The 24,827-nt window shown below is 70.5% G+C and carries 26 protein-coding genes and 1 riboswitch; of the genes, 17 read left to right on the forward strand and 9 right to left on the reverse strand.

From position 1 onward, the window contains the following. Positions 1–5: 5 nt before the first annotated feature. The 6 genes from ACIBZJ_RS35465 to add all read left to right on the forward strand — a co-directional run bounded on the left by ACIBZJ_RS35465 (position 6) and on the right by add (position 5,967). Entirely contained in the window at positions 6–743 is a 738-nt protein-coding gene (locus ACIBZJ_RS35465; RefSeq protein ID WP_395937623.1) for a VOC family protein, read from the forward strand. Between the two features lie 373 nt (positions 744–1,116). Further along, entirely contained in the window at positions 1,117–2,034 is a 918-nt protein-coding gene (locus ACIBZJ_RS35470) for an SCO2523 family variant P-loop protein (RefSeq protein ID WP_395937625.1), read from the forward strand. After that, a complete protein-coding gene (locus ACIBZJ_RS35475) occupies positions 2,031–3,002 on the forward strand; it encodes an SCO2522 family protein (RefSeq protein ID WP_395937627.1) in 972 nt (323 codons plus the stop codon). Before ACIBZJ_RS35470 ends, ACIBZJ_RS35475 begins: the two co-directional genes overlap by 4 nt. Positions 3,003–3,008: 6 nt before the next feature. Next, positions 3,009–4,421: an SCO2521 family protein gene (locus ACIBZJ_RS35480; protein WP_395937629.1), complete on the forward strand. Its 1,413-nt coding sequence runs from the start codon at positions 3,009–3,011 to the stop codon at positions 4,419–4,421. 193 nt (positions 4,422–4,614) lie between these two features. Next, positions 4,615–4,683: riboswitch (guanidine-III (ykkC-III) riboswitch) on the forward strand. Positions 4,684–4,697: 14 nt separating this feature from the next. Further along, positions 4,698–5,012 carry a DMT family transporter gene (locus ACIBZJ_RS35485; RefSeq protein ID WP_395937631.1) on the forward strand — a complete coding sequence of 105 codons (315 nt, stop codon included), beginning with the start codon at positions 4,698–4,700 and terminating at the stop codon, positions 5,010–5,012. A gap of 4 nt (positions 5,013–5,016) precedes the next feature. Then, positions 5,017–5,967 (forward strand): adenosine deaminase, encoded by a 951-nt coding sequence (add, locus tag ACIBZJ_RS35490; RefSeq protein ID WP_395937633.1) that lies wholly within the window; start codon positions 5,017–5,019, stop codon positions 5,965–5,967. Between the two features lie 2 nt (positions 5,968–5,969). Here add and ACIBZJ_RS35495 read toward each other — a convergent pair whose 3' ends face one another. Next, complete coding sequence (locus ACIBZJ_RS35495; RefSeq protein WP_395938138.1) at positions 5,970–7,043, reverse strand: ROK family transcriptional regulator; 1,074 nt, start codon at positions 7,041–7,043, stop codon at positions 5,970–5,972. Between the two features lie 118 nt (positions 7,044–7,161). Between ACIBZJ_RS35495 and ACIBZJ_RS35500 the strand changes: the two genes are divergently transcribed. Beyond that, positions 7,162–8,457 (forward strand): DUF1479 domain-containing protein, encoded by a 1,296-nt coding sequence (locus ACIBZJ_RS35500; RefSeq protein ID WP_395937635.1) that lies wholly within the window; start codon positions 7,162–7,164, stop codon positions 8,455–8,457. A 139-nt stretch (positions 8,458–8,596) separates the two neighbouring features. Beyond that, on the forward strand, positions 8,597–9,796 hold the full coding sequence (locus ACIBZJ_RS35505; protein ID WP_395937637.1) for a serine hydrolase domain-containing protein: 1,200 nt from the start codon (positions 8,597–8,599) through the stop codon (positions 9,794–9,796). Here the strand turns inward: ACIBZJ_RS35505 and ACIBZJ_RS35510 are convergent. Together ACIBZJ_RS35510 and ACIBZJ_RS35515 are read right to left on the reverse strand one after the other, a co-directional pair. Further along, a complete protein-coding gene (locus ACIBZJ_RS35510; RefSeq protein ID WP_395937639.1) occupies positions 9,784–10,263 on the reverse strand; it encodes a cupin domain-containing protein in 480 nt (159 codons plus the stop codon). The genes ACIBZJ_RS35505 and ACIBZJ_RS35510 overlap by 13 nt on opposite strands. A 13-nt stretch (positions 10,264–10,276) precedes the next feature. Next, a complete protein-coding gene (locus tag ACIBZJ_RS35515) occupies positions 10,277–11,059 on the reverse strand; it encodes a class I SAM-dependent methyltransferase (protein ID WP_395937641.1) in 783 nt (260 codons plus the stop codon). 55 nt (positions 11,060–11,114) lie between these two features. Here ACIBZJ_RS35515 and ACIBZJ_RS35520 point away from each other — a divergent pair, with 55 nt between their 5' ends. The 4 genes from ACIBZJ_RS35520 to ACIBZJ_RS35535 all read left to right on the forward strand — a co-directional run bounded on the left by ACIBZJ_RS35520 (position 11,115) and on the right by ACIBZJ_RS35535 (position 13,979). Continuing rightward, positions 11,115–11,702, forward strand: coding sequence for a TetR/AcrR family transcriptional regulator (locus ACIBZJ_RS35520; RefSeq protein WP_395937643.1), 588 nt, complete (start codon positions 11,115–11,117; stop codon positions 11,700–11,702). A gap of 119 nt (positions 11,703–11,821) precedes the next feature. Further along, positions 11,822–12,451 (forward strand): SRPBCC domain-containing protein, encoded by a 630-nt coding sequence (locus ACIBZJ_RS35525; RefSeq protein WP_395937645.1) that lies wholly within the window; start codon positions 11,822–11,824, stop codon positions 12,449–12,451. Beyond that, positions 12,448–12,795, forward strand: coding sequence for a YciI family protein (locus ACIBZJ_RS35530; protein WP_395937647.1), 348 nt, complete (start codon positions 12,448–12,450; stop codon positions 12,793–12,795). Before ACIBZJ_RS35525 ends, ACIBZJ_RS35530 begins: the two co-directional genes overlap by 4 nt. Next, the gene (locus ACIBZJ_RS35535; RefSeq protein WP_395937649.1) at positions 12,792–13,979 is read left to right on the forward strand and encodes an RNA polymerase sigma factor; all 1,188 of its coding nucleotides are present in this window, start codon (positions 12,792–12,794) and stop codon (positions 13,977–13,979) included. Before ACIBZJ_RS35530 ends, ACIBZJ_RS35535 begins: the two co-directional genes overlap by 4 nt. Here ACIBZJ_RS35535 and ACIBZJ_RS35540 read toward each other — a convergent pair. Beyond that, the gene (locus ACIBZJ_RS35540) at positions 13,976–14,725 is read right to left on the reverse strand and encodes a DeoR/GlpR family DNA-binding transcription regulator (protein ID WP_395937651.1); all 750 of its coding nucleotides are present in this window, start codon (positions 14,723–14,725) and stop codon (positions 13,976–13,978) included. The genes ACIBZJ_RS35535 and ACIBZJ_RS35540 overlap by 4 nt on opposite strands. Before the next feature lie 51 nt (positions 14,726–14,776). Here ACIBZJ_RS35540 and ACIBZJ_RS35545 point away from each other — a divergent pair, with 51 nt between their 5' ends. Genes ACIBZJ_RS35545 through ACIBZJ_RS35555 form a run of 3 tightly spaced genes read left to right on the forward strand, consistent with a single transcriptional unit; the run spans position 14,777 to position 16,278 of the window. Continuing rightward, entirely contained in the window at positions 14,777–15,136 is a 360-nt protein-coding gene (locus ACIBZJ_RS35545; protein WP_395938140.1) for a DUF4406 domain-containing protein, read from the forward strand. A 9-nt stretch (positions 15,137–15,145) separates the two neighbouring features. After that, complete coding sequence (locus tag ACIBZJ_RS35550) at positions 15,146–15,529, forward strand: PPOX class F420-dependent oxidoreductase (protein WP_395937653.1); 384 nt, start codon at positions 15,146–15,148, stop codon at positions 15,527–15,529. Beyond that, positions 15,526–16,278, forward strand: a complete 753-nt coding sequence (locus ACIBZJ_RS35555; protein ID WP_395937655.1) for a class I SAM-dependent methyltransferase — start codon at positions 15,526–15,528, stop codon at positions 16,276–16,278. Before ACIBZJ_RS35550 ends, ACIBZJ_RS35555 begins: the two co-directional genes overlap by 4 nt. On the opposite strand, the gene ACIBZJ_RS35560 is transcribed toward ACIBZJ_RS35555, so the two are convergent. Beyond that, the gene (locus ACIBZJ_RS35560; protein WP_395938142.1) at positions 16,268–17,455 is read right to left on the reverse strand and encodes an alkaline phosphatase; all 1,188 of its coding nucleotides are present in this window, start codon (positions 17,453–17,455) and stop codon (positions 16,268–16,270) included. The genes ACIBZJ_RS35555 and ACIBZJ_RS35560 overlap by 11 nt on opposite strands. A gap of 211 nt (positions 17,456–17,666) precedes the next feature. After that, complete coding sequence (locus ACIBZJ_RS35565; protein WP_395937657.1) at positions 17,667–18,893, reverse strand: alkaline phosphatase; 1,227 nt, start codon at positions 18,891–18,893, stop codon at positions 17,667–17,669. A gap of 105 nt (positions 18,894–18,998) precedes the next feature. Between ACIBZJ_RS35565 and ACIBZJ_RS35570 the strand changes: the two genes are divergently transcribed. Further along, positions 18,999–19,925 (forward strand): toll/interleukin-1 receptor domain-containing protein, encoded by a 927-nt coding sequence (locus ACIBZJ_RS35570; RefSeq protein ID WP_395937659.1) that lies wholly within the window; start codon positions 18,999–19,001, stop codon positions 19,923–19,925. Here the strand turns inward: ACIBZJ_RS35570 and ACIBZJ_RS35575 are convergent. The 3 genes from ACIBZJ_RS35575 to ACIBZJ_RS35585 are packed head-to-tail and all read right to left on the reverse strand — an operon-like array spanning position 19,903 to position 22,477. Further along, on the reverse strand, positions 19,903–20,619 hold the full coding sequence (locus ACIBZJ_RS35575; protein ID WP_395937661.1) for an MgtC/SapB family protein: 717 nt from the start codon (positions 20,617–20,619) through the stop codon (positions 19,903–19,905). The two genes, ACIBZJ_RS35570 and ACIBZJ_RS35575, sit on opposite strands and share 23 nt — an antisense overlap. Before the next feature lie 41 nt (positions 20,620–20,660). Then, positions 20,661–21,335: a response regulator gene (locus ACIBZJ_RS35580; protein ID WP_395937663.1), complete on the reverse strand. Its 675-nt coding sequence runs from the start codon at positions 21,333–21,335 to the stop codon at positions 20,661–20,663. Further along, entirely contained in the window at positions 21,332–22,477 is a 1,146-nt protein-coding gene (locus tag ACIBZJ_RS35585; RefSeq protein WP_395937665.1) for a sensor histidine kinase, read from the reverse strand. The genes ACIBZJ_RS35580 and ACIBZJ_RS35585 overlap by 4 nt, the downstream gene beginning before the upstream one ends. A gap of 144 nt (positions 22,478–22,621) precedes the next feature. On the opposite strand from ACIBZJ_RS35585, the gene ACIBZJ_RS35590 reads away from it, so the two are divergent. Next, positions 22,622–24,790: an MMPL family transporter gene (locus ACIBZJ_RS35590; RefSeq protein WP_395937667.1), complete on the forward strand. Its 2,169-nt coding sequence runs from the start codon at positions 22,622–22,624 to the stop codon at positions 24,788–24,790. The last annotated feature ends 37 nt before the right edge of the window (positions 24,791–24,827 follow it).

Below are 24,827 nucleotides of genomic sequence, written 5' to 3' on the forward strand. Positions count from 1 at the left end.
GCCGCATGACTGGAGCCGGACGTCTGGAAATGGTCGCGATCGACGCGCCCGACATCGAGAAGCTCGCCGCGTTCTACGCCGAGCTCGCCGGCTGGGAGATCGTCGGCCGAGAGCCCGGCTGGATCACGGTCCGCACGCCCGAGGGCGCCGAAGTCGCGTTCCAGCTCGCTCCCGACCTCGTCCCGCCGCAGTGGCCGGGGCAACTGCACCCGCAGCAGTTCCACCTCGACCTGCAGATCGACGGGCACGAGGCCGCCGCCGAGCGTGCGGTGGAGCTGGGCGCGACCCGGCTCGCCGACGGCCCGACCTGGATCACGCTGGCCGATCCGGCCGGGCACCCGTTCGACCTGTGCCAAGCCGATGGCATCGGCCCGGCGATGAAGCTGTTCGCGCCGACGATCGATGCGCCCGACGCGTCCGGGCTGGCGCGGTTCTACGGCGAGGTGCTGGGCATGGAGGTGTCGTACGACGGTCCGGAGGGTGCGTTGCTCACCGGTGAAGACCGGAACGGCGTCTCGGCCACGGTGATGTTCCAGCAGGTCAGGGAGTACACCGCGCCCCGGTGGCCGGATCCGGCGTATCCGCAGCAGGCGCACCTCGACATCGAGGTCGCCGACCTCGACGCCGGTGAGTCGGCGGTGCTCGAGCTCGGTGCCGAGAGGCTGCCCGGCGAGGGCAAGGGTTTCCGGGTCTTCGCCGACCCGGCCGGGCACCCCTTCTGCCTCACGGTCCCGCTCGCGTGACGCGAGCGGAACAGGCGGAGTAGTTCGGCGGCGAACGTCAGCGCGGAGGCGCAGAGCCCCAGGGTGGCGGCGAGTAGTTCGAGGGCGGTCAAGGTCCCGGGTCCTTCCTCCGGGACCTGGCTCCCCCGGCACCAGAGCCCCGGCACGGTGTACGTGTCAGGAATCTGCTGCGCCCGGGGCTGACCGCTGTGGTCGCCGCCCCCGGTGGTGCCGGGACGCCGCGCGAGCCCGTGAGCTCTCGCTCTCCTCCGCAGGGCTGCGCTGAGTTATACGTTAGTCGCTCAGCGCAAGTCGTGCGCTTCCGTTTCCGCCGAACGGAGGTCACCGGCGGCTAGTGGCCTCCGCGCTTGGCCGGGTGCGACACGATGCTCACGTGATCGTTTTCGCCACCGCCGACAAGGGCGGCTCCGGACGGTCGGTCACTTTGGCGAACGTCGCCTACCGCGCTGCGCTGCAGGGCACAGACGTGTGCTACCTCGACTTCGATTTCGGGTCTCCTACCGCCGGATCGACATTTTCGCTGTCGAAGGTCGCGCTCGGCACCAGCGACGGAGGTCTGCACTCTTATTTGCTCGGCGAGTCGGCCGACTTCCAGCGAGTGGACGTCTGGTCCGCATCCGATCGGAGCGACCTGCGGCTGCGGCCGGCGGGGGCCGGCCGTCTCGTCCTGGCCCCTGGCGACGCCGGAGGCGGCGAGTTCTTCGCGGCGCAAGACGTCGTCCGGCGCTGTACGCAGTTGCTGCTCGCGGCCGACGAGGAGTTCGACGTTTGTCTGGTCGATCTGAGCGCGGGGCGCTCGTACACCGCCGACATGGTCCTCGCGGCGAGCGCGTCCGCTGAGCTCCGGAACGTGACCTGGCGCTGGCTGGTCTTCCACCGTTGGACCGCTCAGCATCTCCGGGCGGCGTCCGGGTTGGTCTTCGGTGGCCGCGGCCTACTGGAACAGAGCAGGCTCAGCGGGCACGATCCCTCCCGGCTCGAACGAGCCCTGCGTTTCGTGTCGGCCGCCGTCGTCCGGCCGGAGGGTGCGGAGGCCGCAGCTGCCACCAGTGCGTTCGCTGCCTGGCAGGCGGAGCGGGACGGCGCTCTGCACGAATTCGCGGCCCGCGTCGGCCTCGGCCGGTCGACGAGGATCGCCTCGATTCCGCAGGAACCGATGTTGCAGTGGGTAGAGCAAGTGATCGTCGACGACGACGTGCTGACGCGTCGGATAGCGCAGCCGGCGATCATCGAGGCCTACGAAGCACTGGCCGCCAGGCTCTCCGACGATGCCGCCTGGGAGGCGCCGTGAGCGACGTCGAGGTGGCGTTCCGGGAATCGAGCGGAGAGCGTCGGCTCGCCGCCGTGCCACTGGCCCATCTATCCGTTCAACTCGGTTCCTTCCGGGCCGAGGACTTCGCGCGGAGCGACTCCGAGATCGAGGCCGTCTTCCAGCGGATCCGCCCGTGGATGGAGACCGCGAGGCAGTCCATCGCTGCCGTCCGGGAGGGGCTGCGGCCGCGGGTCAGCACGTGCGTCGTCATCGGCGACGGCCCGGGCGGCCCGACGTTCCCGGACGAGGTGATTCGCCGGTTGCGCGACACGGCCGCCGGCGCAGGCCTCTCGATCGACTACCTGGTGAGCAGCGCACGGCTCGTCGACGCGGACGGAGTGAACCTCCCGCAGCTGGTCCTCGCCGGCCTGGTGCCGGAGCCGGTGCCGGGGACCGACGGAAGCCGGCCTCCGGTCACCGAGTCCGGCTGGCTCAGCAACGGCGCTCGGTCACCGTCGGGCGGCATAGGACAGGCGATGGGGCCCAGTGCCGCCTGGCAGCCGCCCAGCCAGACCGCGGCACGTCGCCACTCCGTTTTCATGGACGCCGAGCTGTGGTCGGAGAAGGACGGCCACCGGGTTTGGTCGACGGCGTTTCTCGCGGCGGTGTCCCAACTCCTCCGCCTCGGCGCGTTACGCCACAGCGGCAACCGGGTCGCGGTGCCGGTCCCGTGGGAGCCGGAGGAAACGGGTGCCGCGTGGGACGGCCTCCCGGCGATCATCCAGCTCGATCCCGGAGCCGCACCCTTCGCGGCCTACCGGACGCTGTCGTTCCTGGCGCCTCGCCAACTGCAGGACGCACACGCGGTTCGGGTGATCCTCGAGCAGGTCGCGACCGACGACGACGTCGAACACGGGATCCGGATGCGTAGCGAAAGCGAGCGCCTGCCGATTCCGGCGCAGATCGTCGATCGCGTCTCGTACGTCTTCGACGGCGGAACGGGGTGATGCCTGATGCGCGCACTCGGCGAGGTACACACCGGGCTCTTGCAGCACCCCACGGCCGTGCCGCTGCCGTTCGCCGTCGAGCTGCTCGGACTCTGGCCCGGCCGAAGCGTCCGCACGCGTTCTCGTCCGATCTCCTACGCCGTTTCTCCGTCCGTCCTCACCGGCGTCGACTGCCTGCTCGGGACCGTGCACGGCCCGCGGCCCCGGGTGATCGGAACGTCGGCCACCGCCGTCTCGATCACCGGCGGCCGCATCATCCAGTCCTCGACGCACGCCGCAGTCGCAACGGCCGACGCCTCGCGTCGCATGCCGTGGTCCTACTACCTTTCGCGACCCGGCGTTCTCGAGGTGGCGGGCACTCGGCGCGGGGTGTCGTCCTGGGCCGACCGCGTTGACGCCTCGCCGAATCTCGGTGCGATCAGCGGTCGAGTGCTGAGCGCCGTGCAGACGTCTCCGGCATTGCGGAGATCGCCGCCGCTGCGGACGGCTCGTACGCAGATGCGTTGGACGTTGGAGCACTCCGAGCGGAGCGCGACCGAGATCGAGTTCTCGCTCGAGTCGGATGGCCTCCGAACCGTCCGTCTACGCGACGCTGATCTCACGCCGGACCTGGCCGCGGAGTTCTGCGCGGATCTGGCGTTGCACGATTGGTTGCTCACCACCCTGTTGACGACGATCGACCGGAGCGGGATGGATGCCGACGCCGGTCCGCAGGCGGCTGATCGTCTCCGGCCCTTCGCCGATCACCTGCTCCATCTCTGGATGCCCGGCGCGCGCAGTGAGAGCTCGACCCGGGACCTCTGGGACGCCATCGATCGAGCCGCTGGTCTGTCCCGTCAATGGGTGAGCGAATCGGCTCGGGTCGGTGCACTGTGCGCGCGGTTCAGCGGAGCCTCCCCGCCGGAGCCGGTTGCCCCACTCGTCGGCCACTCGCCTCCGGATCGCCGTTCGTCGCGCGATGCGGCGCGCGGGGGGATTTTCCTCAGCTACCGTCGCACCGACGCGCGACACATCGCCGGCCGGATTCGTGACCGCCTCAGGTTGCTACTGCCCGACCGTCAGATTTTCTACGACGTGGAGTCCATTCGGCCGGCCGTCAACTTCCAAACCGCCATCCGTGCCGCGATGGCCGAAACGAGGGTGATGGTGCTGGTCATCGGCCAGGAGTGGACTGGTGAGGGTCCAGGTTTGGACTGGCTGCGGACGAGCATGGTCCGCGCCGAGGTGCGGATGGCGCTGGAGGGCGGGATTCCGATCGTTCCGGTGACGGTGGACGAAGCGGACATGCCCTCGGCCGACCGGCTGCCTTCCGACATCGCCGGGATCGCCGACATCAACGCGCTGCCGATCCGGTACCTCACGTTCGACGACGATGCCTCGCGGCTTCGTGACCTGCTCGAGAATCCGTGGACGCAGTAGCCTGCCGGTCACGAGGAGGCGATGCTCCCGGCTACCGCGGTACGTCCGTCGGGAGCGCCGACGAACTCGATCGTCGTGCCGGCGCGATGGTGTTCGCCGAGAGTGGCGGCAATCGCGTCGGTCACGTATGGTCGTCGACACTTTCCTGGCCTACGAAGCCGCCGTCGCTGCCGATCGTCGGTAGAATTCGTCCCCGAAGCCGCATACGCGGCTATCCCGGACGAGTTGCGTGTCGTACCCGGCCTGCGAAGACGACCGCCGTTGAGGTGAGCCGTCATGGCGTGGGTCGTTCTGATCGTCTCGGGCATGCTGGAAACCGTCTGGGCCATCGCGCTCGGGAAGAGCCACGGGTTCAGCCGGCCGGTTCCGTCCGCCACGTTCGTGGTTGCGCTTCTGCTGAGCATGGGCGGGCTGGGCTACGCGCTGCGCAGCATTCCGATCGGCACCGGTTACGCGGTCTGGGTCGGAATCGGCGCGGTCGGCACGGCGATCGTCGGCATGGTCGCGCTGGGGGAATCGGCGAGCCTGGCCCGCGTCTTCTGCTTGCTGCTGGTCGTGTGCGGTGTCGTCGGACTCAAGGTGTTCCATTGACCGCATGTCTGCCTCGCGTCCGCTGATCGACCTGCACCGTCACCTCGAGGGGACGCTGCGCGTCGCGACCACGCTCGAGCTCGCGCGCCGCGACGGGCACCCACTGGCGTCCGCGCCGGATCCGGAGGATCTGCTCGTGGCGCACGGGCCGCTCGGCGGCCTGCTGCCGTACCTGGCGAAGGTCGACGCGGCACCGTCGGCGTTCCCCCGGTTGGACGACTGGCACCGTGCCGGGCGCGAGTGCGTCGAGGACGCGGCCGCGGACGGGCTGGACCACGTCGAGGTGCGGTTCAGCCCGTGGTTCATCCGGCAGGAGACCGGGCTGGCCCCGGAGGCGGTGGTCGACGCGGTGGCCGACGGCGTGCGGTCGGCGGCCGAGCAGGCCGGGCTCTCGGTCGGGCTGATCGGGACGCTCCTGCGTGATCTGGGGCCGGCGCGGGCGGACGACCAGGTGTCGACGCTGCTCGCGCGGCCGGACGTGTTCTGCGCGATCGACATCGCCGGGAACGAGGCCGGCGTGCCGGCGGCCGACTTCGCGCGGGCGTTCGGCCGGGCCCGCGACGCCGGGCTGCACGTGACCGTGCACGCGGGCGAGGCGGCCGGGCCGTTCAGCGTGTGGGACGCGGTGCGGCACCTGGGGGCGGAGCGGATCGGGCACGGGGTGCGGTCGGTGGAGGATCCTGCGCTGCTCGAATACCTGGCTTCGCACCGGGTGACGCTGGAGGTGGCGCTGACCAGCAACGTGCACACGAGTGCGGCGGCGAGTTACGGCGAGCACCCGGTGCGGGGGCTGCTCGCCGCGGGAGTGCCGGTGGCGCTGTGTACGGACGATCCGCGGACGTCGGTGATCACGCTGTCGGGGGAGTTCGACGTGGCTCGGGCGGAGGTCGGCTTGAGCGAGGCCCAGCTCGACCGAATAGCGGCCGATGCGAAGGCGGCGGTGTTCACGGGCTGACGTCAGGTCTGGACTATCGCGGCTCGGAGCCGGTCGAGGGCGTCCAGCCGGGCGCCGGTCAGGGAGGGTTCGTCGGTGCGGCGGGCGGCGCGGATCGGGACGTGCCGGGGTTGGGCCGTGGTGGCGGACGTGATCGCGGCGAGGATCGCGGGGTGCGTGCCCCAGGGACCGCCGATCACGACGTACGCGGGGTCGGTGAGAGCCACGATCGCCGCGACGACGCCACCCACGGCCTCGCCGAGCGCTTCCCGAACGCGCTGCGCGTCCGCCGCCGCAGGGGCGGCGATCGCGGCGAGGAGGCGGTCCACGTCGATGGCGGTGGAGTCGGCCTGCCGGAGGCCCAGGTCGTCGAAGACGTCGATCAGGCGGGTCGCCCGGCCGTGCGGACCGACCGTGATCAGGTGCGCGATCTCGCCGGCCAGCCCGCCTGCGCCCTGGCGAACTTCGCCGTCGCTGACGATCGCACCGCCGAGGCCTTCGCCGAGGAACAGGTAGGCGAAGTCGCGGGCGTCCTCGCGCTCGGCCCGCGCGGCCCAGTTCACGTCGTTGTCGACGATGATCGGGCCGGTCACGAACGGCGCCAGTACGTCGTGCGGGTCGAGTTCGCCGAGCAGGAACGGCGAGTCCGGCAGATGGATCATCCGCCCACTGGCCCGATCCACCGGATCCGCCGCACTCACCACGGCCAGCCGGGGCAGCGGGCCCCCGGTGCCGGTGGCGGCGTCCCGGAGGGCGGCGGCCACGTCCTCGGGCCGGGCGGGGCGGGCGACCGCCTCCTCGGCCCTCGCGACGACCTCGCCGTGGGCGTCGATTCGTTCGGCGACGACTCCCTCGGGGGCGACGCTGACGGCCAGTGCGGTACCGATGTCGGCGGCCAGGGCGTAGTACGTGCCGACTCGGCCCCGGCCCCGGCCGCCCGCGGTGCGTTCGCCGGTGTCGACGACCAGGCCGGCCTCGCCCAGACGGCGCACGCTTTCGCCCACCGTCGGTTTCGAGATGCCGGTCGCGGCGGCGAGTTCCGCCCGGGTCAGGCGCCGGTGCCGCATGAGCGTCCGCAGCACGTTCTCGTCGGTCATCGTGCGGAGCAACTCCAGCGACGGCTTGTCCACGGTGCCGATTCTAGTCAGGAGCCTTGCCTAGAAGGATCCGACCCCTTATACAAGTAAGGAGCCCTATCTAGAAGGAGCGCCTCGGATGACCCTCGCTGTCGAGCCCCCGGACCGAACCGCCGCTCTGCCCCACTGGGAGAACGCGCCCGACGATCTCCCCGCGGCCACCCGCGAGATCAAGCGCGCGCTCCGGGCGCGGATCGCGGCCTCCGGCCGCACGGTCGAGGACGTCTTCGCCGCCGTCGAGCAGCGCATTCAGACCGAGGTGGACGCCATCCGCGCGGAAAAAGCGCGCGGCGAACAGGTCTGGCCGGTCATCGACTACGCCGACATCGAGGCCGGCACGGTCAGCCCCGAAGCCGTGGCCAAGCTCAAGCGGCGCGGCTGCCTGGTCGTGCGCGGCCACTTCCCGCGCGAGCAGGCCCTCGCCTGGGACGAAGGCATCGTCGAGTACGTCGAGAGCAATCAGTTCTTCGAGAACTACCGTGGCCCCGGCGACGACTTCTTCGGCAGCGTCGGCTCCAAGCCCGAGATCTACCCGATCTACTGGTCACCGGCGCAGATGCAGGCGCGGCAGAGCGTCCGCATGAGTAACGTCCAGAAATTCTTGAACGGGCGGTGGACGCACGCGTCGGAAGGCGTGCAGTGGTTCGACCCGGACCGGGACTCTCTCTATCCGGACCGGATCCGCCGGCGCCCGCCGGGGGCCACCTCCGGAGGGCTCGGCACCCACCTCGATCCGGGGACGCTCGACCTGTGGATGACCGAGGCGTATCAGCAGGCGTTCCGGCACCTGTTCGACGGGACCGTCGAGCAGTACGACCCGTGGGACGCCGCGTACCGGACGGCGGGCCCGCAGTATCCGGGCTCGACGATGTGCTCGGTGTTCCGGACGTTCCAGGGCTGGACCGCGCTCTCGGACATGGCCCACGACCAGGGTGTTCTCCACACCGTGCCGATCCCGGCGGCGATGGCCTACCTGATGCTGCGGCCGTTGCTCGACGACGTGCCCGAGGACGAGATGTGCGGGGTCGCGGTCAACCAGGTGTTCCCGGCGGGTTCGCGGTGGCATCCGCTGCTGATCGAGGCGCTGACCGGGATTCCGGACGTCGCCGCCGGCGATTCCGTGTGGTGGCACTGCGACATGATCCACAGCGTCGCGCCGGTCGAGGACCAGGTCGGGTGGGGGAACGTCATGTACATCCCGGCGGCGCCGTGGTGCCCGCGCAACGAGCGGTACGCGGCTTCCGTCCGCGAGGCGTTCGTCACCGGGTCGAGCCCGAGCGACTTCCCCGAGGAGCACTACGAGCGGACCTGGCCCAACCGGTACTCGGTCGACGACCTCAACGAGACGGGTCGCCGAGGACTCGGTCTCGGCTGAACCAGGCCTCCCGGATCGCCGTCGCGGCGCACGCGACCGCGACCACCTGGGCCGGCCACTGCAGGAGGACGCCGATCCAGTCGAAGAACTCGCCCGGATCGGCGCCGTGTTTGTCGTACCCGCGGAGTAGACACCTCGCATGGGACTTTCGACGAGTCGGCTGGCGCGGATGCACGACGTGCTCGCGGGGCACTCGGCCAGTGGGTACGCGCCGGGCATCGTGACGCTGCTGGCGCACGGCGACGACGTCGTGGTCGACGTCATCGGAAACGTCGACCTCGAGGGCAGCGCGCCGATCCGGCGCGACGCGATCTTCCGGATCGCCTCGATGACCAAGCCGATCATCGCGGTCGCGACGTTGATGCTGGTCGAGGAATGCGTGCTCCGGCTCGACGAGCCGGTCGACCAGTGGCTGCCCGAGCTCGCCGACCGTCGGGTGCTGCGCCACTTCGACGCCGATGTGGACGACACGGTGCCGGCCGAGCGGCCGATCACCGTGCGCGACCTGCTGAACTTCACCTGGGGCTTCGGCATGCTGGTCGGCGCCGGGGCCAAGCTCGTCCAGGCCGCGACCGAGCTGGGCGCCTTGACCGGCATGCCGCAGCCGGAGACCTCGTTCGACCACGACGAGTGGCTGCGCCGGCTCGGCACGCTGCCGCTGGCGCACCAGCCCGGCGAATCCTGGACCTACAACACCGGGTCCGACGTGCTCGGCGTTCTGATCTCCCGGGCGTCGGGCCGGTCGCTCGAGGGCTTCCTGCGCGAGCGCGTCTTCACCCCGCTGGGCATGGCCGACACCGGTTTCTCGGTGCCGGCCGAACAACTGCACCGCCTGCCGGCCAGCTACCTGGCCACCGCCGACGGCCTGACGCTGCGAGACGCCGGCGGCGCCGAATCGGCCTGGCGGAACGCGCCGACGTTCAGCTCCGGCGCCGGTGGCCTGGTGTCCACGGTCGACGACTGCTTCGCGTTCGCGCGGCTGCTGCGCAACCACGGCCGTCACGGCTCCGAGCGGCTGCTGTCCCGTACCTCGGTCCAGGCGATGGCCACCGACCAGCTCACACCCGAGATCAAGGCGTCCTCGCCCTGGTTCCCCGGCTACTGGCCGAGCCGGGGCTGGGGCTTCGGCGTCGGGGTCACGATCCGGCGAACCGGCGGTGCCGCGGTACCGGGGCAGTTCGGGTGGGACGGGGGCCTCGGCACGTCGATGTGGATCGACCCGGTGGAAGACCTGGTCGGCATCCTGCTCACCCAGCGCGCCCAGTTCCCGCTGCGGTCGAACGTCTACCAGGACTTCTGGACGACGGCCTACGCCGCGCTCGACGATCAGAGCCAGTGATTGTCGTGCTCGGCGTAGAACTCGGCCTTCTCCTCGTCCGACATCCCGCCGAGGCGGAGGAGACCCTCGAAGTAGTCCTCGCGCGGAGCGCCCGGCGCGAAATGCAGCAGCATCGACGCCGGTTCGCCGGACTCGTTGCGGAAACCGTGGACGCCGCCCGCCGGGACGTGCACCCAGTCGCCCGGCGTCGTGTCGTTCCAGCGCGTGCCGTCGTAGATCTTCACGGTGCCCGACAGGATGTAGAACGACTCGGCGATCGAGCGGTGGAAGTGCGGATCCGGCCCGCTGCGCGCCGGCCCGAACTCCCAGCGGTACAGGCCGAACAGCCCGCCGGTCGTCTCGTGCGTCGCCAGGTAGTGGACGGTGTTGCCGTTCGGGTAGGTCAGTTCGGGCCGGGTGTCGGAGCTCCGGTACGTGGCGGTCAGCTCTCCGGTGTCACCGGGATAGAGCGGCGGGGGATATGACATGACTGTCCTCCTATCACCCCGTCCGGGTCGTCGTGAGGGCTTCGGTGCGGTAGCGGAGAACAAAACTTCCGCCCATCGCGTCGACCGCCGCACCGATGCCGGCCAGTAGAGCGTCCAACTGGGCCGGGGGCAGGGTGCTGTGGCCGCCGGACGTGGGCACCAGGTAGAGCCACTCGTCTCGGGTGTAGGTCCGCTCCCAGCCGAAGTGCCAGTGGTCGACGCCGGTGAAGGCCGCCGCCTCGCGCAGGCCGTTCTCGGCCGGAGCGAAGAACGCTTCGGACGCCGCCGGCCGGGCCCAGGGCTTGAACGGCAAGTCGGGCAGGACCTCGCGGTAGACCGCGCCGAACGCGTCGGCGACCTCGGGGGCCGGGTCCCAGACGTTCCAGAACAGCGCGAGGAGTCCACCGGGACGAAGTACGGTGGCGGCCTTCGCGGCGCCCGCCGACGGGTTGATCCAGTGCCAGGTCTGGCCCGCGACGACCGCGTCGAACGTGCGCCCGGCCGGTTCCCAGGTCTCGAACGCGCCCACCTCGGTCGGAATGCCGTGGCGGTCCGCGACCGCCGCCATCCGCGCGTCGATCTCGACGCCGAGGACCGTGCAGCCGGCCTCCCGGAGTTGGCGGGCGGCGATGCCGGTGCCGGTTCCGACGTCGAGGACGTCGGGCCCCGGTGCGGTGTTCACGATGCGGGCGATCAGAGCGTCGGGGTATCGGGGGCGCGCGCGGTCGTAGCGGTCGGCGTCGGCGCCGAACGATTCGGCGATCCAGCGAGCTTCGTGGGACGGCGGAGTGGGCATGCGCCCACTCTAGTGGGCAAGTGCCCACTCGGGTCGAACCGGCTACGATCGGCCAGTGCCAACCGGCGTAGCGCTCCGCGACGTGCGCGAGCAGTTGTTCGACGCCGCCGGGCGGGTGCTCCTGCAGGCCGGACCGAGTGCGCTGACCAGCCGCGCGATCACCGACGAGGCCGGCGTCGCCAAGGGTGTGCTGCACCGCCACTTCGCCGACTTCGACACGTTCCTGGCCGAGTTCGTGCTCGATCGGATCCACCGGATGGACCCGAAGGCGGCCGCGTTGCGCGAGGCGACCGGCAGTGGCCGGGTCGTCGACAACCTCGCCGAGGCGCTGATCGGGCTGTTCGGTTCGGTCGCGGTGGCGACCGTCGCACTCGTGACGTTCCGCGACGGACTGCGGGCCCGGTTGCGCGACACCTGGCCGGCCGGGGTGCCGGTGCTCACCGATGCCGCCGACATCATCGCCGGGTACCTCGACGCCGAGCGGAACGGTGGCCGCATCAAGCCCGACGCCGACGTCGACACGATTGCGTTCATGCTGATCGGCGCCGGTCACCTGCTGTTCGCCGACCGCACCGGTCCGCCGCCGGAGCCGTCCGTCGTCCGGATCAAGGTCGCCGCGATCGTCGGCCCTCACCTGTCCTGACCACCTGCCCTCGCGGCCGCATCCAGATCGCCGGCGCAGAAACTGGTGAGGGCACGTTGTCGATTTCCGCGGACTCCGTTGGTCGCCAGTACAAGAGCGAACAACGAACGGAGACCTCGATGACGAAGGACGTGCGCTGGGAGCGGGTCTTCCCAGCCGACCCGGACACGGTGTTCGACGCGATCACCCGGCGGTCGGCGGGCTGGTTGTGGCCGATCACGTACGAGCCCCGCGAAGGCGGCACCGAAAAGGGCCTCACCGCGCGCGGTGGCCGGGTCACCGCCTGGCAGCCCGGCCACCTCTTCCGGACCCGCGCCGACGATGACGACGGCTGGTACAACCAGCTCGAATACCACCTCGAAGCGGTCCCGGGCGGCACCAAGGCGAGCTACCTCCACGTCGGCTCCTACGCTGACGACCCGGTCGAGTACGAGCAGTGCGCCGAGCACACCGCGTTCTACCGCGAGTTGCTCGCCGAGTACCTCCGCTCGTTCGCCGGCCGCGACGCCCGCCGGACCGAGGCCGAGCTGCCGGGCTCGTTCGCCGAGATCCGCGACCGCCTCGACACCCCCGCCGCCGACGTCTTCTACCGCGCGTCCCGTTTCCTCGGGCTGCGGACGGAGAATTCGCTGGTCGCGGTCTTCGGCCGCGACCACTGGGGTGGTTCGGTCGGCGTCTCACTGCACCTTTTCCATCCGGACGCCGACCCGGCGGCCGAAACCGCGCGCTGGAAGGGTTGGGCAGCATGAACCAGCAGACGACACCGCAGTACGCCGTGTTGATCTACGAGGCCGTGGCGCCCGAGAACCTGCCGCCCGACGTGATGCGGGCCCACCTGGATCTGCCGGCTCGCGTCGCCGAAGCAGGCGGCCGCATCGTCGCCGGGCTCGGCTTCCAGGACCCGACGACCGCCACCGTGATCCGCAGCGGGCTACTCACCGACGGGCCGTTCGTCGAGACCAAGGAGGCGCTGGCCGGTGTCTTCATCATGGAGGCGCGCGATCTCGATCACGCCCTCGAACTCGCGCGCCTGACCCCGATCGTCGAGGGTGGCGTCGAGGTCAGGCCGCTCGTCGACTTCCAAGTGCTTTGAGCGTCGTTCAGGCGATCGCCGACGCGCACCGCCGCGAGTGGGCCCGCGTGCTCGCCGCGACGGTGCGCGTCTCCCGCGACCTGGACGTCGCCGAGGAAAGCGTTCAAGACGCGTACGTCGCGGCGCTGACCGCCTGGGAGCGCGACGGCATCCCGGAGCGGCCCGGCGCCTGGCTCACCACGGCCGCCCGCAACAAGGCGCTCTCGACACTCGCCCGCCGTCAGACGCTCGAGTCGAAGCTGCCTCTCTTGATCGGCGAGGATCCGGAGCCGGAAACCGACCGGCTCCGGCTCGTTTTCACCTGCTGCCACCCGGCACTCTCGATCGAGGCCAGGGTCGCGCTCACGCTGCGGATGGTTTGCGGGGTCAGCACCCCGGACGTGGCTTCGGCGTTCCTGGTCTCCGAGGCCACGATGGCCGCGCGGATCACCAGGGCGAAGAAGAAGATCACTGCCGCCCGGATCCCGTATCGCGTACCGAGCACCGCCGAGTTGCCGGAACGGCTCGACGCGGTGCTGACCGTGGTGCACCTGCTCGCCACGGCCGGGCACACCGCGCCGTCGGGCGACGCGCTGCTCCGCGTCGACCTCACCGAACGGGCGGTGGACCTCGCCCGGATGCTGCACGCGCTGCTCCCCGCCGAGCCCGAGGTCGGCGGTTTGCTCGCGCTGCTCCTCGTCCACCGCGCTCGAGAAGGGAGCCGAGTCGGGCCGGAGGGCCGGCTCGTGCGCCTCGCCGAACAGGACCGTTCGATCTGGGACCGCGACCTGATCGCTGAGGCCGACCGTCTCGTGGTGAGCGCCCTGCGCGCGGGTCCGGCCGGACGGTTCAGCCTGCAGGCCGCGATCGCGGCCCTCCACGCGCAGGCGCCGAGCTACGACTCCACCGACTGGACCCAGATCCGGACGCTCTACGACGCGCTGTACCGCGTGTGGCCGACGCCGGTCGTGGCGTTGAACCGGGCGGTCGCGGTGTCGATGGTGGACGGACCGGCGGCCGGTCTGGCCGAACTGACCGCGCTCGAAACGACCGGCGAACTCACCGGCTACCACTACCTGCCGGCGGCCAAGGCCGACCTGCTGCGTCGGCTGGGCCGTCTGCGCGAGGCGCGCGACTCCTACCGCGAGGCCGCGACGCAGACCGACAACGCGGCCGAGCGCGAGTACCTCGAAACGCAACTCTAGGCGGGCACGATCGGAACACCGGTGTCGGCGATCTCGCGCAGGCTCGCGGTGTCGACGTCGGTGACGATGCCGGCCACGTCGTTCAGCCCGAGCACCGTGAACGGCGACGCGGCTCCGATCTTCTCGGCGCTGGCCAGCACGTAGGTGTCGGCGGCCCGGCGGGAGAGCGCGCGTTTCATCGCGGCCTCGTCGGCGTCACCGGTGGTGAGTCCTTCGGTCGCGTGCACGCCCGTGACGCCCATCAGGAACACGTCGGCATGGAGACCGGACGCGGCCTCGACCGCGGCCGCGCCGCACGCGACGGCGGAGTGCTTGAAGATCCGGCCGCCGATGACGTGGATCTCGACGCCCGCGTGGTCGATCAGCGCGGACGCGACGATCGGGCTGTGGGTGACGATCGTGGCCCGGAGGTCAGCGGGCAGGGACTTCGCGACGGCGAGCGCGGTCGTGCCCCCGTCGAGGATCGCGGTGCCGCCCGGCGGAATGAGCCGAGCGGCCCGGACGGCGACGCGCTGCTTGGAATCTGGTTGCACGTTTGTGCGCGTTGTCAGGTCGCCGACGGCGGGCGAGACCGGGAGTGCCCCTCCGTAGACGCGCTGGCACAGCCCGGCGGCGGCAAGTTCGCGTAGGTCCCGGCGGATGCTGTCTTCAGAGATTTCCAGCTCAGCGGCAATGTCTTTGGCCACGATCCGGCCGTCGGTGCGGAGCCGGCCGAGCAGGAGCTCATGACGCTGAGCGGCAAGCATTCATGCTCCTTCTTGTTTGTTCACAATCTTGCACGTAGCGTACCTCGCATGATGATCCTGATTGCAGGTCCCTACCGATCCGGCACCGGCGACGATCCCGCGCTGATGGAGGCGAACCTCCGCCGGCTGGAGGAGGCCGCGTGGCCACTGTTCCAGGCCGGGCACGTGCCGATGATCGGGGAGTGGGTCGCGTTACCGGTGCTCCGCGGGGCGGGTGGCACGGGCCCGGCGGATCCGATCGCCGGGCAGATCATGTACCCGAGCGCGCAACGGCTGCTGGAGCGCTGCGAAGGTGTGCTGCGACTGCCGGGGGAGTCGACCGGCGCCGATCAGGACGTGGCGATCGCTCGCGAACGGGGCATTCCGGTGTGGTTCAACCTAGCTGACGTTCCGGGGGCCGTGGCGGTCTAACCTGCACGGATGAGCGTCGCGGAGCAGATCGGTCAGGGGCGGTACGTCAACCTGACGACGTATCGAAAAGACGGCACGCCGGTGGTGACCCCGGTGTGGCACGCCTATGTCGACGGTGTGGTGTACATGATCTCGGACGCGGGCGCCTGGAAGGTCAAGCGGATCCGGAACAACCCGGCCGTGCAGCTCACGGTGTGCAGTTTCCGCGGCAAAGAGGCGCCGGGCGCGGCGACGGCGTCGGGCACCGCCCAGCTGCTCGACGACTCGGAGATCCCGCGGGTGCGCGGCTACATCGCGAAGAAGTACTGGATGTCGGCGGTCGCGAACCTGGCCACGAAGGTGTTCCGCATCAACCGGCCGCCGGTCACTTGCATCGCCGTCACCGTTACGTGACCGACGACTGGTCGCCGGTGGCGGTGGAGTGGGATCGCTGGTGGGGCTCCCTGGCCGCGCCGCTCTGGAAGCTCGCCGGGCTCGCTGCCGGTAGCCGGGTGCTCGACGTCGGGTGCGGGAGTGGCCGGTTTCTCGCCGCGGCGATCGGGCGCGGGGCGTCCGCGGCGGGTGCCGATTCCTCGCCGGCCATGGTCGAGCTGGCGCGCCGCGCCGCGCCGGATGCGGACGTCCGGGTGGCCCGGGCCGAGGCGCTGCCGTGGCCGGCGTCCACGTTCGACGTGGTGACGGCGATCAACGCGCTCCAGTTCGCCGACGACCCGGACGCCGCCGCCGCGGAAATGGTGCGCGTGGCCGTGCCGGGCGGGTCCGTGATCGTCGCGAACTGGTCCGAGCGAGCGCGGAACGAGCTCGACGTGATCAACACCGCGCTGGCCGGAGAGCCGCTGGAGGACGGCGATCTCCGGCTCCCCGGCGGCCTCGAAGACCTGCTGGCCGACGCCGGGGTTCGAGACATCAACGCCGGACTGGTCGACGTCCCGTGGGAAGTGCCCGACGACGAAGCCCTGATTGCCGGAATCCTGCTGGGTGAAGAAGGCCCGGTGCCGACGATCCTCGACGCGGCCCGCCCGTTCCGTACCGCGACCGGCGGCTACCGCTTCCTCAACCACTTCCGCTGGGCGAGCGGCACAAAAAGGGCCCGGCCGGTGAATACGCCGGCCGGGCCCTCGAGACGACGAGCTACTTCGTGAGGATCTTCGACAGAACCTCGTGCACGTAGGTGTTCGCGTGCTCGCCGGTGAACGACGACGCGTACGGGCCCGAGGCGGTGACCGGCACGTTCACGCCGGTGTGGCCGCTGGTGGTCCAGTCGATGGTGAACTTGAGCGGGCTGTTCGCGATCGCGAACGGACCGTCTTCCTTCGAGATGCCGTCGCCGGACTCGTCCGCGGTGTCCTCCGCGGCCTCGACCGTCGCGCCACCGCAGTCGTGATCACCGGTGATGACCAGCAGCGTGTCGGGGTGTGAAGCGACGTACGCCTTCGCGACCTTGACGGCCTTCTCGAGCTCGGCCATCGACTTCAGAACCTTCTCGCCGTTGTTCTCGTGCGAGAACTCGTCGATGCCCTCTTCCTCGACGAACAGGAAGAAGCCGTCCTTGTCGGTCTTCAGCGTGCTCAGCGCCTTGGACGTCATGTCGGCGAGCGGGACGACCGGGCGGTAGATGTCGCCCTTGCCCTCCTCGCGCTGCTGGAACATCTCCTCGTTGGAGAAGAGGCCCAGGAGCTTGCCGCCCTTGGCCGCCTTCAGCTGCGAGGCCGAGGTGACGTAGGTGTAGCCGGACTTCTTGGCCTGCGCGATCAGGTCGCCCTTGGTGCCCTTGCTCGCCTCGGTCGGGTCCTCGGCCGGCTTGTCCGGGAACGCGCCCGGGGTGCCCGCGGGCAGCCACCAGTCCTCACCGCCGCCGAGGATGACGTCGGGCTTGCTGACCTCGAGGTACTGACGCGCGATGTCGTCCTGTTGACCTCGGTCGACGGTCTGCGAGAACCAGGCGGCCGGGCTGGCGTCGGTGACCTGGGCGGTCGTGACGATACCGGTGGCCTTGCCGGCCTTCTTGGCTTGCTCGCCCAGCGTCGCGAGCGGCTTCTTGTTGACGTCGACGCTGATCGCGCCGTTGTAGGTCTTGTGGCCGGTGGCCCACGCGGTGGCGGCAGCGGCGGAGTCGGTGATCGCGGTCTTCGGGTCGTGCGGGCTGGTGCTCAGCTGGCCGGAGTAGGGCAGGCTGTCCATCGCCAGACGGCCGTCGAGGCCGGTCATCGCGAGGCGTGCGGCCTCGCGGTGGGCGGCGGACATGCCGTCGCCGTTGATGAAAATGACGCTCTTGGCCTTCGGGCGGCCGCCGTTCGCGTCGGCCGCGCCCACGGTCATGGTGGCAGCACCAACGGCGGCGACTACCGCAACCGAGCCGGCGAGCCAGCGCAGTCCTTTGTTCTCCACGGATCCTCCTGTGTGATGACCACAGCACAGGCAACACCTCGTGAAACCACAGGAACTTGCGTCCGCATGAACGGAGCTTGAATTCGTTGCATGGACAAACGACCCGACCGAGACGTGGGCTAACCGAGGCGGACGGGGGAGGTCACAGGATCTCGGCGAGGACCTCGTGGACGTGGGTGTTGGGGTGCTTGCCGGTGAACTGCGTCGCGTAGGGGCCGGTCGCGGTCACCGGGACGTCCACGCCGGTGTGGCCGGTCGTCGTCCAGTCGAGGCTGAACCGGCGCGGGCTGCGCGCGACCGGGAACGGCCCGTCCTCACGCGAGACTCCGCTGCCCGACTCGTCGGTCTTCGCGTTGTCCTCGACGGTGAGCCCGCCGCACTCGTGGTCACCGGCGATGACCAGCAGCGTGTCCGGGTGCTCGGCGGCATACGCCTTCGCCACCACGACGGCCTTTTCGAGCTCGCCCATCGCCTGCAGCATCCGGGTCGCGTTGTTGTGGTGCGAGAACTCGTCGATCGCTTCTTCCTCGACGAACAGGAAAAAGCCGTTCCGGCTCTTCGAGAGCGTGTCGAGCGCTTTCGACGTCATGTCCGCGAGCGGCACCACCGGGTCGTAGACGTCACCCTTGCCCTCTTCGCGCTGCTGGAACATCTCCTCGTTCGCGAACAGCCCGAGCAGCTTGCCGTCGGCCGGCGCGGCCCGCAGCTCGGACGCCGACGACACGTACCGGTAGCCGTCCCGCCGGGCCTGGGCGATCAGGTTGCCCTTCGTCCCCTTGCTCTCCTCGCCGCCGTGGTCCGGGAACGCGCCCGGGTTGCTCGCCGGGAGCCACCAGTCCTCGCCGCCGCCGAGGATCACGTCCGGTTTGCTGACCTCGAGGTACTGACGTGCGATGTCGTCCTCCGCGGTCCGCGACTCCTCGTTGGAGAACCACGCGGCCGGGCTCGCGTCGGTCACCTGGGCCGTCGTCACCAGCCCGGTGGCCTTTCCGTCGTCTTTCGCCTGCCGGCCGAGCGTCCGCCACGCCTTTTTGTGGACGTCGACGCCGATCGCGCCGTTGTAGGTGCGCTTGCCGATCGTCCAGGCGGTCGCCCCGGCGGCGGAGTCGGTGATCGCGCTGATCGGGTCGTCGGGGCTGGTGGTCAACTGACCGGAGACCGGGAGGCTGTCCATCGCGAGCCGGCCGTCGAAGCCGTGGTATTTGAGGCGTGCGGCCTCGCGCTGCGCCGGACCCATGCCGTCACCGTTGATGAAGATGACGCTGCGGGCGCGCGGCGCGTCGTTGTCGGCGCGAGCGGCGTAGGTGGCGGCGCCTCCCGCGACGAGCGCGGCGGCAGTGGTGAGGGCGGCGAGGGTCTTGGGGCGCACGCGTGCCTCCGGGGACGTCGGACGGGTGACGCGGATAGGCAACACCTTTTCCGGCGAATCGCCCGGTATTAGTCGCGATTCGGCGGGTCGGTACGCTGAGCGGCCGTGCGGATCTTCTTCTCTTATGCGCGTTCCGACGAAGCGCGGATCCGCATCCTGACCGACGGAATAGGCGACTTCGGGCACGACGTCTGGTTCGATCGCCAGCTGGCCGGCGGGGTCGAGTGGTGGCCGGAGATCCTGCGGCGGATCCGCCGGGCGGACGTCCTGGTGGCCGCGGTGTCGCGGGCCTCGATCAGCTCGACCGCGTGCCGGCGCGAGTGGGACTACGCGCTGGCGCTCGGCAAGCCGTTGCTGCCGTTGTTGCTCGAGGTGCAACAACCGCACTCACTGCCGTCGACGATCGCCGAGCGGCAGCTGATCGACTTCAGCTCGGGCACGGCCGCGGCGGCGTTCGCGCTGGCCCGGACGCTACGCGAGTTACCGGCGTCGCCACCGTTGCCGTACCCGCTGCCGACCGAACCGCCGGCACCGTCGGCGGTGACCAACATGCGCGAGTTGCTCGATGCGCCGGAGCTCGGGCTGGCGCAGCAGACGGCGATCGTGACCGAGATCCGCCGCCTGCACGAGTCGCCGGCGACCCGGCGCGAGTCCTTGCACATCGCGGCTGCGCTACGTCGTCGGGAAGATCTTCTGCTGGTGACCGACCGCAACCTGCGGGAGTTCGTTCCGGACGAAGTCGACGTGCCGCCGGCGCCGCCTCCCGCGGAGGGGTCGTTCACCGAGGACGACCGGATCGCGGTGCGCGAGCTGCGGGCGAGCTTCCGGCCGCGGACCTATGGCCCCGGGTACAACCCGTGGCAGGTCGAGCGGTTGTTCGACGAGATCCAGGCGGCGATGGACGGCGGACCGGTGCCGGTCAGCATTTCGTCCAGCGAGTTCGCCTCGGTGCGTCAGGGTTACGACGCGGCCGACGTCGACGAGGCACTGCGGCAGGTGCGGAAGCTCTTCAGTCGAACTCTTCGTCGCTGACGATCTCGACGTGAGCGACGCCGGGGACCTCGCTGAGGCGGGCCAGCAGTTCGTCGACGCTGCCGCCACCGACGACGTCGAGCTCCGCGGCGATGTTCTCCTCCGCCTCGGTGAACCGCACGCCGGTGACCGTCCACGTGCCGGTCGTGCCGGTGGCCAGCAGGCCACGTAACGTGCCCTGACCGTCGCGATAGGAGACCCGCACGCGGGCGGCATCCGTTCGGCTGCCGGGCAACCGGCTCGCGAGCCAGCTGAAGCCCAACACCGTGACGAAGTGCAGACCGGTGACCACGCCCGCCAGCAGCGGCAATCCGGCGCCGGCAGCCATGCCGATCGCGGCGGACTCCCACACCGCGGCGGCGGTGGTCAGCCCGCGGACCGAGCCGCCGCGGGTGAGGATCAGCCCGGCGCCGAGGAAGCCGATGCCCGACACGATCTGGGCCGCGACCCGGGACGGGTCGAGCGTGACCTTGCCGGTGACCAGCACGTCGCCGAAGCCATACTTGCTGACCAGCAGGATCAGCGCCGAAGTCGTGCCCACGATCGCTTGCGTCCGCAGGCCGGCGGCCTTGCCGCGGAGCTGGCGCTCCAGGCCGATCAGCGCGGTGAATCCGAACGCGAGGAGCAACTCCCCGACCTGTTTGAGGCCCTGGCCGTGCGCGGCGACCAGGTGACCGGAGCTCACCAGTGTCATAGGCGTGTCTCCTTCCCGGATCCGACCGGATGACACGCGCGTCAGTGGCCGATGTCGTGGGCTCCGGGCGCCACGAGGGCGCTCTCGTAGGCGAACACGACGATCTGCGCCCGATCGCGCAGGCCCAGCTTCGTGAGGATGCTCGACACGTGTGACTTCACGGTCGCCGGGCCGGCGAACAGCTCCTCGGCGATCTCGGTGTTCGTGGCGCCGCGCGCGACCGCGACCACGATGTCGCGCTCGCGTTCGGTCAGGCGGTGGACCCGATCGGCCACCGCGCTGTTGACACCCCGCTGGGTGGCGAATTTGCTGATCAGGCGCCGGGTGATCGACGGGGCGATCAGTGCGCCTCCGCCGGCGATCGTCCGCACCGCGGTGGCCAGTTCCGCGGGTGGGATGTCTTTGAGCACGAAGCCGCTGGCTCCGGCCCGCAGCGCCTGGTAGACGTACTCGTCCGGATCGAACGTCGTCAGGATGAGGATCTTCACCGGCCAGTCGGCGTCGCGCAGGATGCGGGCGGTGGCCTCGAGCCCGTCGAGCTCCGGCATCCGGATGTCCATCAGGATGACGTCCGGATGATGCTGTTGAGCAGCCGTGATGGCCTCCAGACCGGTGCCGGCCTCGGCCACGACGGCGATGTCGTCGTGCGTCCGCAAGATCATCGTGAACCCGCCGCGGACGAGGGCCTGGTCGTCGGCGACGACGACGCTGATCATGCCGGTACCCCCTCGATCGGGAAGCGGGCGACGACGCGGAAGCCACCCTCGGGACGGACGCCGGCCTCGAGCGTGCCACCGAGCAGGGTCGCGCGTTCGCGCATGCCGATGATGCCGTGACCGCCGCTGTGCTGCGGACGGAGCGGCCCCGGAGGGGCGTTGTCGACGATCTCGATCGTCACGTCGCCGCCGCTCTCGGTCAGGCGCACGTCGGCGCGGGTGCCGGGGCCGCGGTGTTTGAGCACGTTGGTCAGGGCCTCCTGGACGATGCGGTAGGCGGAGAGCTGCACCCGGGTCGGTAGCTCCGTGCGCAGCCCGTCGTCGAGTCGGACGTCGAGGCCGGCCGCGGCGACCTGCTCGATCAGCCGAGGCAGATCGGTCAGGCCGGGAACCGGGCCGAAGCCGTTGCGCCCGGTCTCCGGCCGCAGTACGCCGAGGAGGTGCCGCAGCTCGTCGAGGGTCTGGCGGCCGGCCTGTTCGACCGCGGCCATCGCCTGGCGAGCGCTCTCCGGGTCGCTGTCGGCGACGGCCTGGGCCGCACCGGCCTGCACGGTCATCATGCTGACCTGGTGCGCGACGACGTCGTGCAGTTCGCGGGCGATGTGTGTGCGCTCCTCGGCGACGATCCGGCGGGCTTCGTCGGCGCGCTGGCGACGGCGCTGCTCGGCGCGCTCCTCGCGGAGCTGCAGCTGGCGTCCGATGTAGAAGATCATCGCGAGGACGACGACGCCGAATCCGACCTCGAACCAGGGGGTGCCGCGGACGAGACCGTCGAGAACGAGCACGGCGTACACCGCGTAGAGGCCGAGCTGCGACCGGCGGAGGCTCGGTTCGTACTTCGCGACGCTGTACAACGCGACCAGCGGGATCAGGAAGAGGCTGTATTCGTCGGGAATCAGTAGCAGTGCCCATCCGACCAGTGAGATCCCGAGCACCAGCAGCGGCGCACGCCGGCGGAAGTACAGCGCGGCCGCCGCGACCGCGATGACCGGAACGACGGCGAGCATGACGTCGCCGAGCGACCGCCACTCGGCCGAGTCGGACTGCGTGTCCCGAAGCGTCGCGGCGCCGAACGCCAGCAGGAGCGCGAGAAGCGCGTCGGACGTCCGCGGCCAGCGTGCGAACGGGCCGGTGAGGTTCATTCCCAGCACGGTAGAGCTGCGGTGACGCCGTCGTCATCCGTCTGAGGGCGAGGGTGTTCGGTCCGGGTCTCCCCCGCTGGGGGGACGAACGATCCCGTCCCACGCCGGGCGATCTCCGGAGCCGGAATCCCGACTCTGTTGGCCATGAACACGCTGACTCGGCGACTGGGACTGGCCAGCGCCCGCAAACCGTGGATCACGATCTGTGCCTGGGCGGTCGCGGCCGTCGTACTTCTCGGACTGGCCGGCACCGTCGGCGGCTCGTTCGCCGACGACTTCGTCGCGCCGGGAAGCCAGAGCGAGCGCGCGATGAAGCTGCTCGAAGAGCGGTTCCCGGCCGCGGCGGACGGCGCCGCCGTAGCGGTCTTCTCCGCGCCGGAGGGTCTGGCGTCGGATCGAGCGGCCGTTTCCGCCGCGGTCGCGCGGATCGCCGACGTCCCGCACGTCACCGCGGTCGCCGATCCGTTCACGGCCGGTACCCTCTCGCCCGACGGGCGGATCGGCTACGCCGAGATCACGTTCGACGCACCGGCCGGCGAACTGGGGACTGCCCCCTTCACTGCGATTCTGGACGCACTGCAGCCCGCGCGGTCGGCCGGGATGAGCGCCGAGCTGGGCGGGGACGCGGCGTTCATCAACTCCGAGACGCCGTCGTCGGGCGCCGAAGGGGTCGGGATCGTCGCCGCGCTGATCATCCTGGTCGTGGCGTTCGGGTCGTTGGTCGCGGCGTTGGTACCGATCGTGCTGGCGCTGCTCGTGGTCGGTGCCGGACTCGGCGGGATCGTGTTGCTGGCCAACGGGATGGACGTGTCGACGGCGGCGCCGACCGTCGCGGCGATGGTCGGGCTGGGCGTCGGCATCGACTACGCGCTGTTCATCGTGTCGCGGTATCGCGAGAACCGTTCGTCCGGGTCGAAGGACCCACTGGGGGACGCCATGGCGTCGGCCGGGACGTCGATCCTGATCGCGGGCGGAACGATCGTCGTCGCGATGCTGGCGCTGACGCTGACCGGTCTCGGATTCCTGATCTCGGTCGGGGTGAGTACGGCGCTGGTCGTGCTGGGCGCGGTGCTGGCGGCGCTGACGCTGCTGCCCGCGATGCTGGCGCTGCTCGGTGACCGGATCGACCGCGGCCGGTTCGGTCGGAGCTTTTCCCGGCGCGCCGGTGCGTCCGGTGCGGCCGGGTCTTCCGGTGCGGCCGGGTCTTCCGGGTCGGGGTGGGGGCGGTGGGCTCGGCACGTGTCGCGGCGCCCGGTGCGGTATCTGGTCGCCGCGACCCTCGCGCTGCTGACGCTGGCCGCCCCGGCCCTGAGCATGCGGACCGGCTTCCCCGACGCCGGCAGCGATTCCACCACCACGAGTCACCGCCGGGCCTACGACCTCCTCGCCGAGGGCTTCGGCCCCGGGGTCAACGGCCCTCTGCTTATCGTCGTCGACCTGCGGAGGAGCGGAACCGACATCCCGGCGCTGTCGCGGCAGCTCGCGGCCGATCCCGGCATCGCGTCGGTCGGGGAGCCGGTCACCTCACCGTCGAAAGACACGGTCGTGCTGCGGGTGCTCACCAGGACCGAACCGTCGGCGACCGCGACCTCGGACACCCTCGAACGGATCCGGGACGAAGTGCCGGACAACGTCGCGGTCTCCGGTCTCACCGCGATGACTGACGACCTGACCCGGCAGCTCGACCGGACCCTGCCGATCTTCGTCGGCGCGATTCTGATCGCGTCGTTCCTGCTGCTCCTGCTGGTGTTCCGTTCGGTCGTGGTGCCGCTCAAGGCGGTGCTGATGAACCTCTTGTCGATCGGGGCGGCCTACGGCGTGGTGGTCGCGGTGTTCCAGTGGGGCTGGTTCGGCATCGAAGACAAGGTGCTGATCGCCTCGCCGTTGCCGACGCTGTTCTTCGCGGTCCTGTTCGGACTCTCGATGGACTACGAGGTTTTCCTGCTGTCGCGGATCCGTGAGGCCTACGACGCCGATCGGGACCCGGTCGGTTCGGTGGCGAGCGGGCTGGCGTCGACCGGCCGGGTGATCACGTCGGCGGCCCTGATCATGGTGTCGGTGTTCCTGGCCTTCGTGGCCGCGCCCTCGCCGTTCTCGCGGATGATCGGCCTGGGCCTGGCCGTCGCGGTTCTGCTGGACGCGACCGTGGTCCGGCTGGTGTTCGTCCCGGCGGCGATGACGCTGCTCGGCCGGGCGAACTGGTGGCTACCCCGCCGGCTGCAGTGGCTGCCGTCGATCGGCGAAAGTGGAGTGTCGGCGTCCGTACGCGCGGAGAGTCGTCACGCTGAGCAAGTTGTCGTGTCATCCAAGTGAGAGTGGTGGTGGACGGGAGAGAGGCTCCCCGACAACC

Source organism: Cryptosporangium sp. NPDC051539, assembly GCF_044454545.1.
In the GTDB taxonomy this organism is placed as follows: domain Bacteria; phylum Actinomycetota; class Actinomycetes; order Mycobacteriales; family Cryptosporangiaceae; genus Cryptosporangium.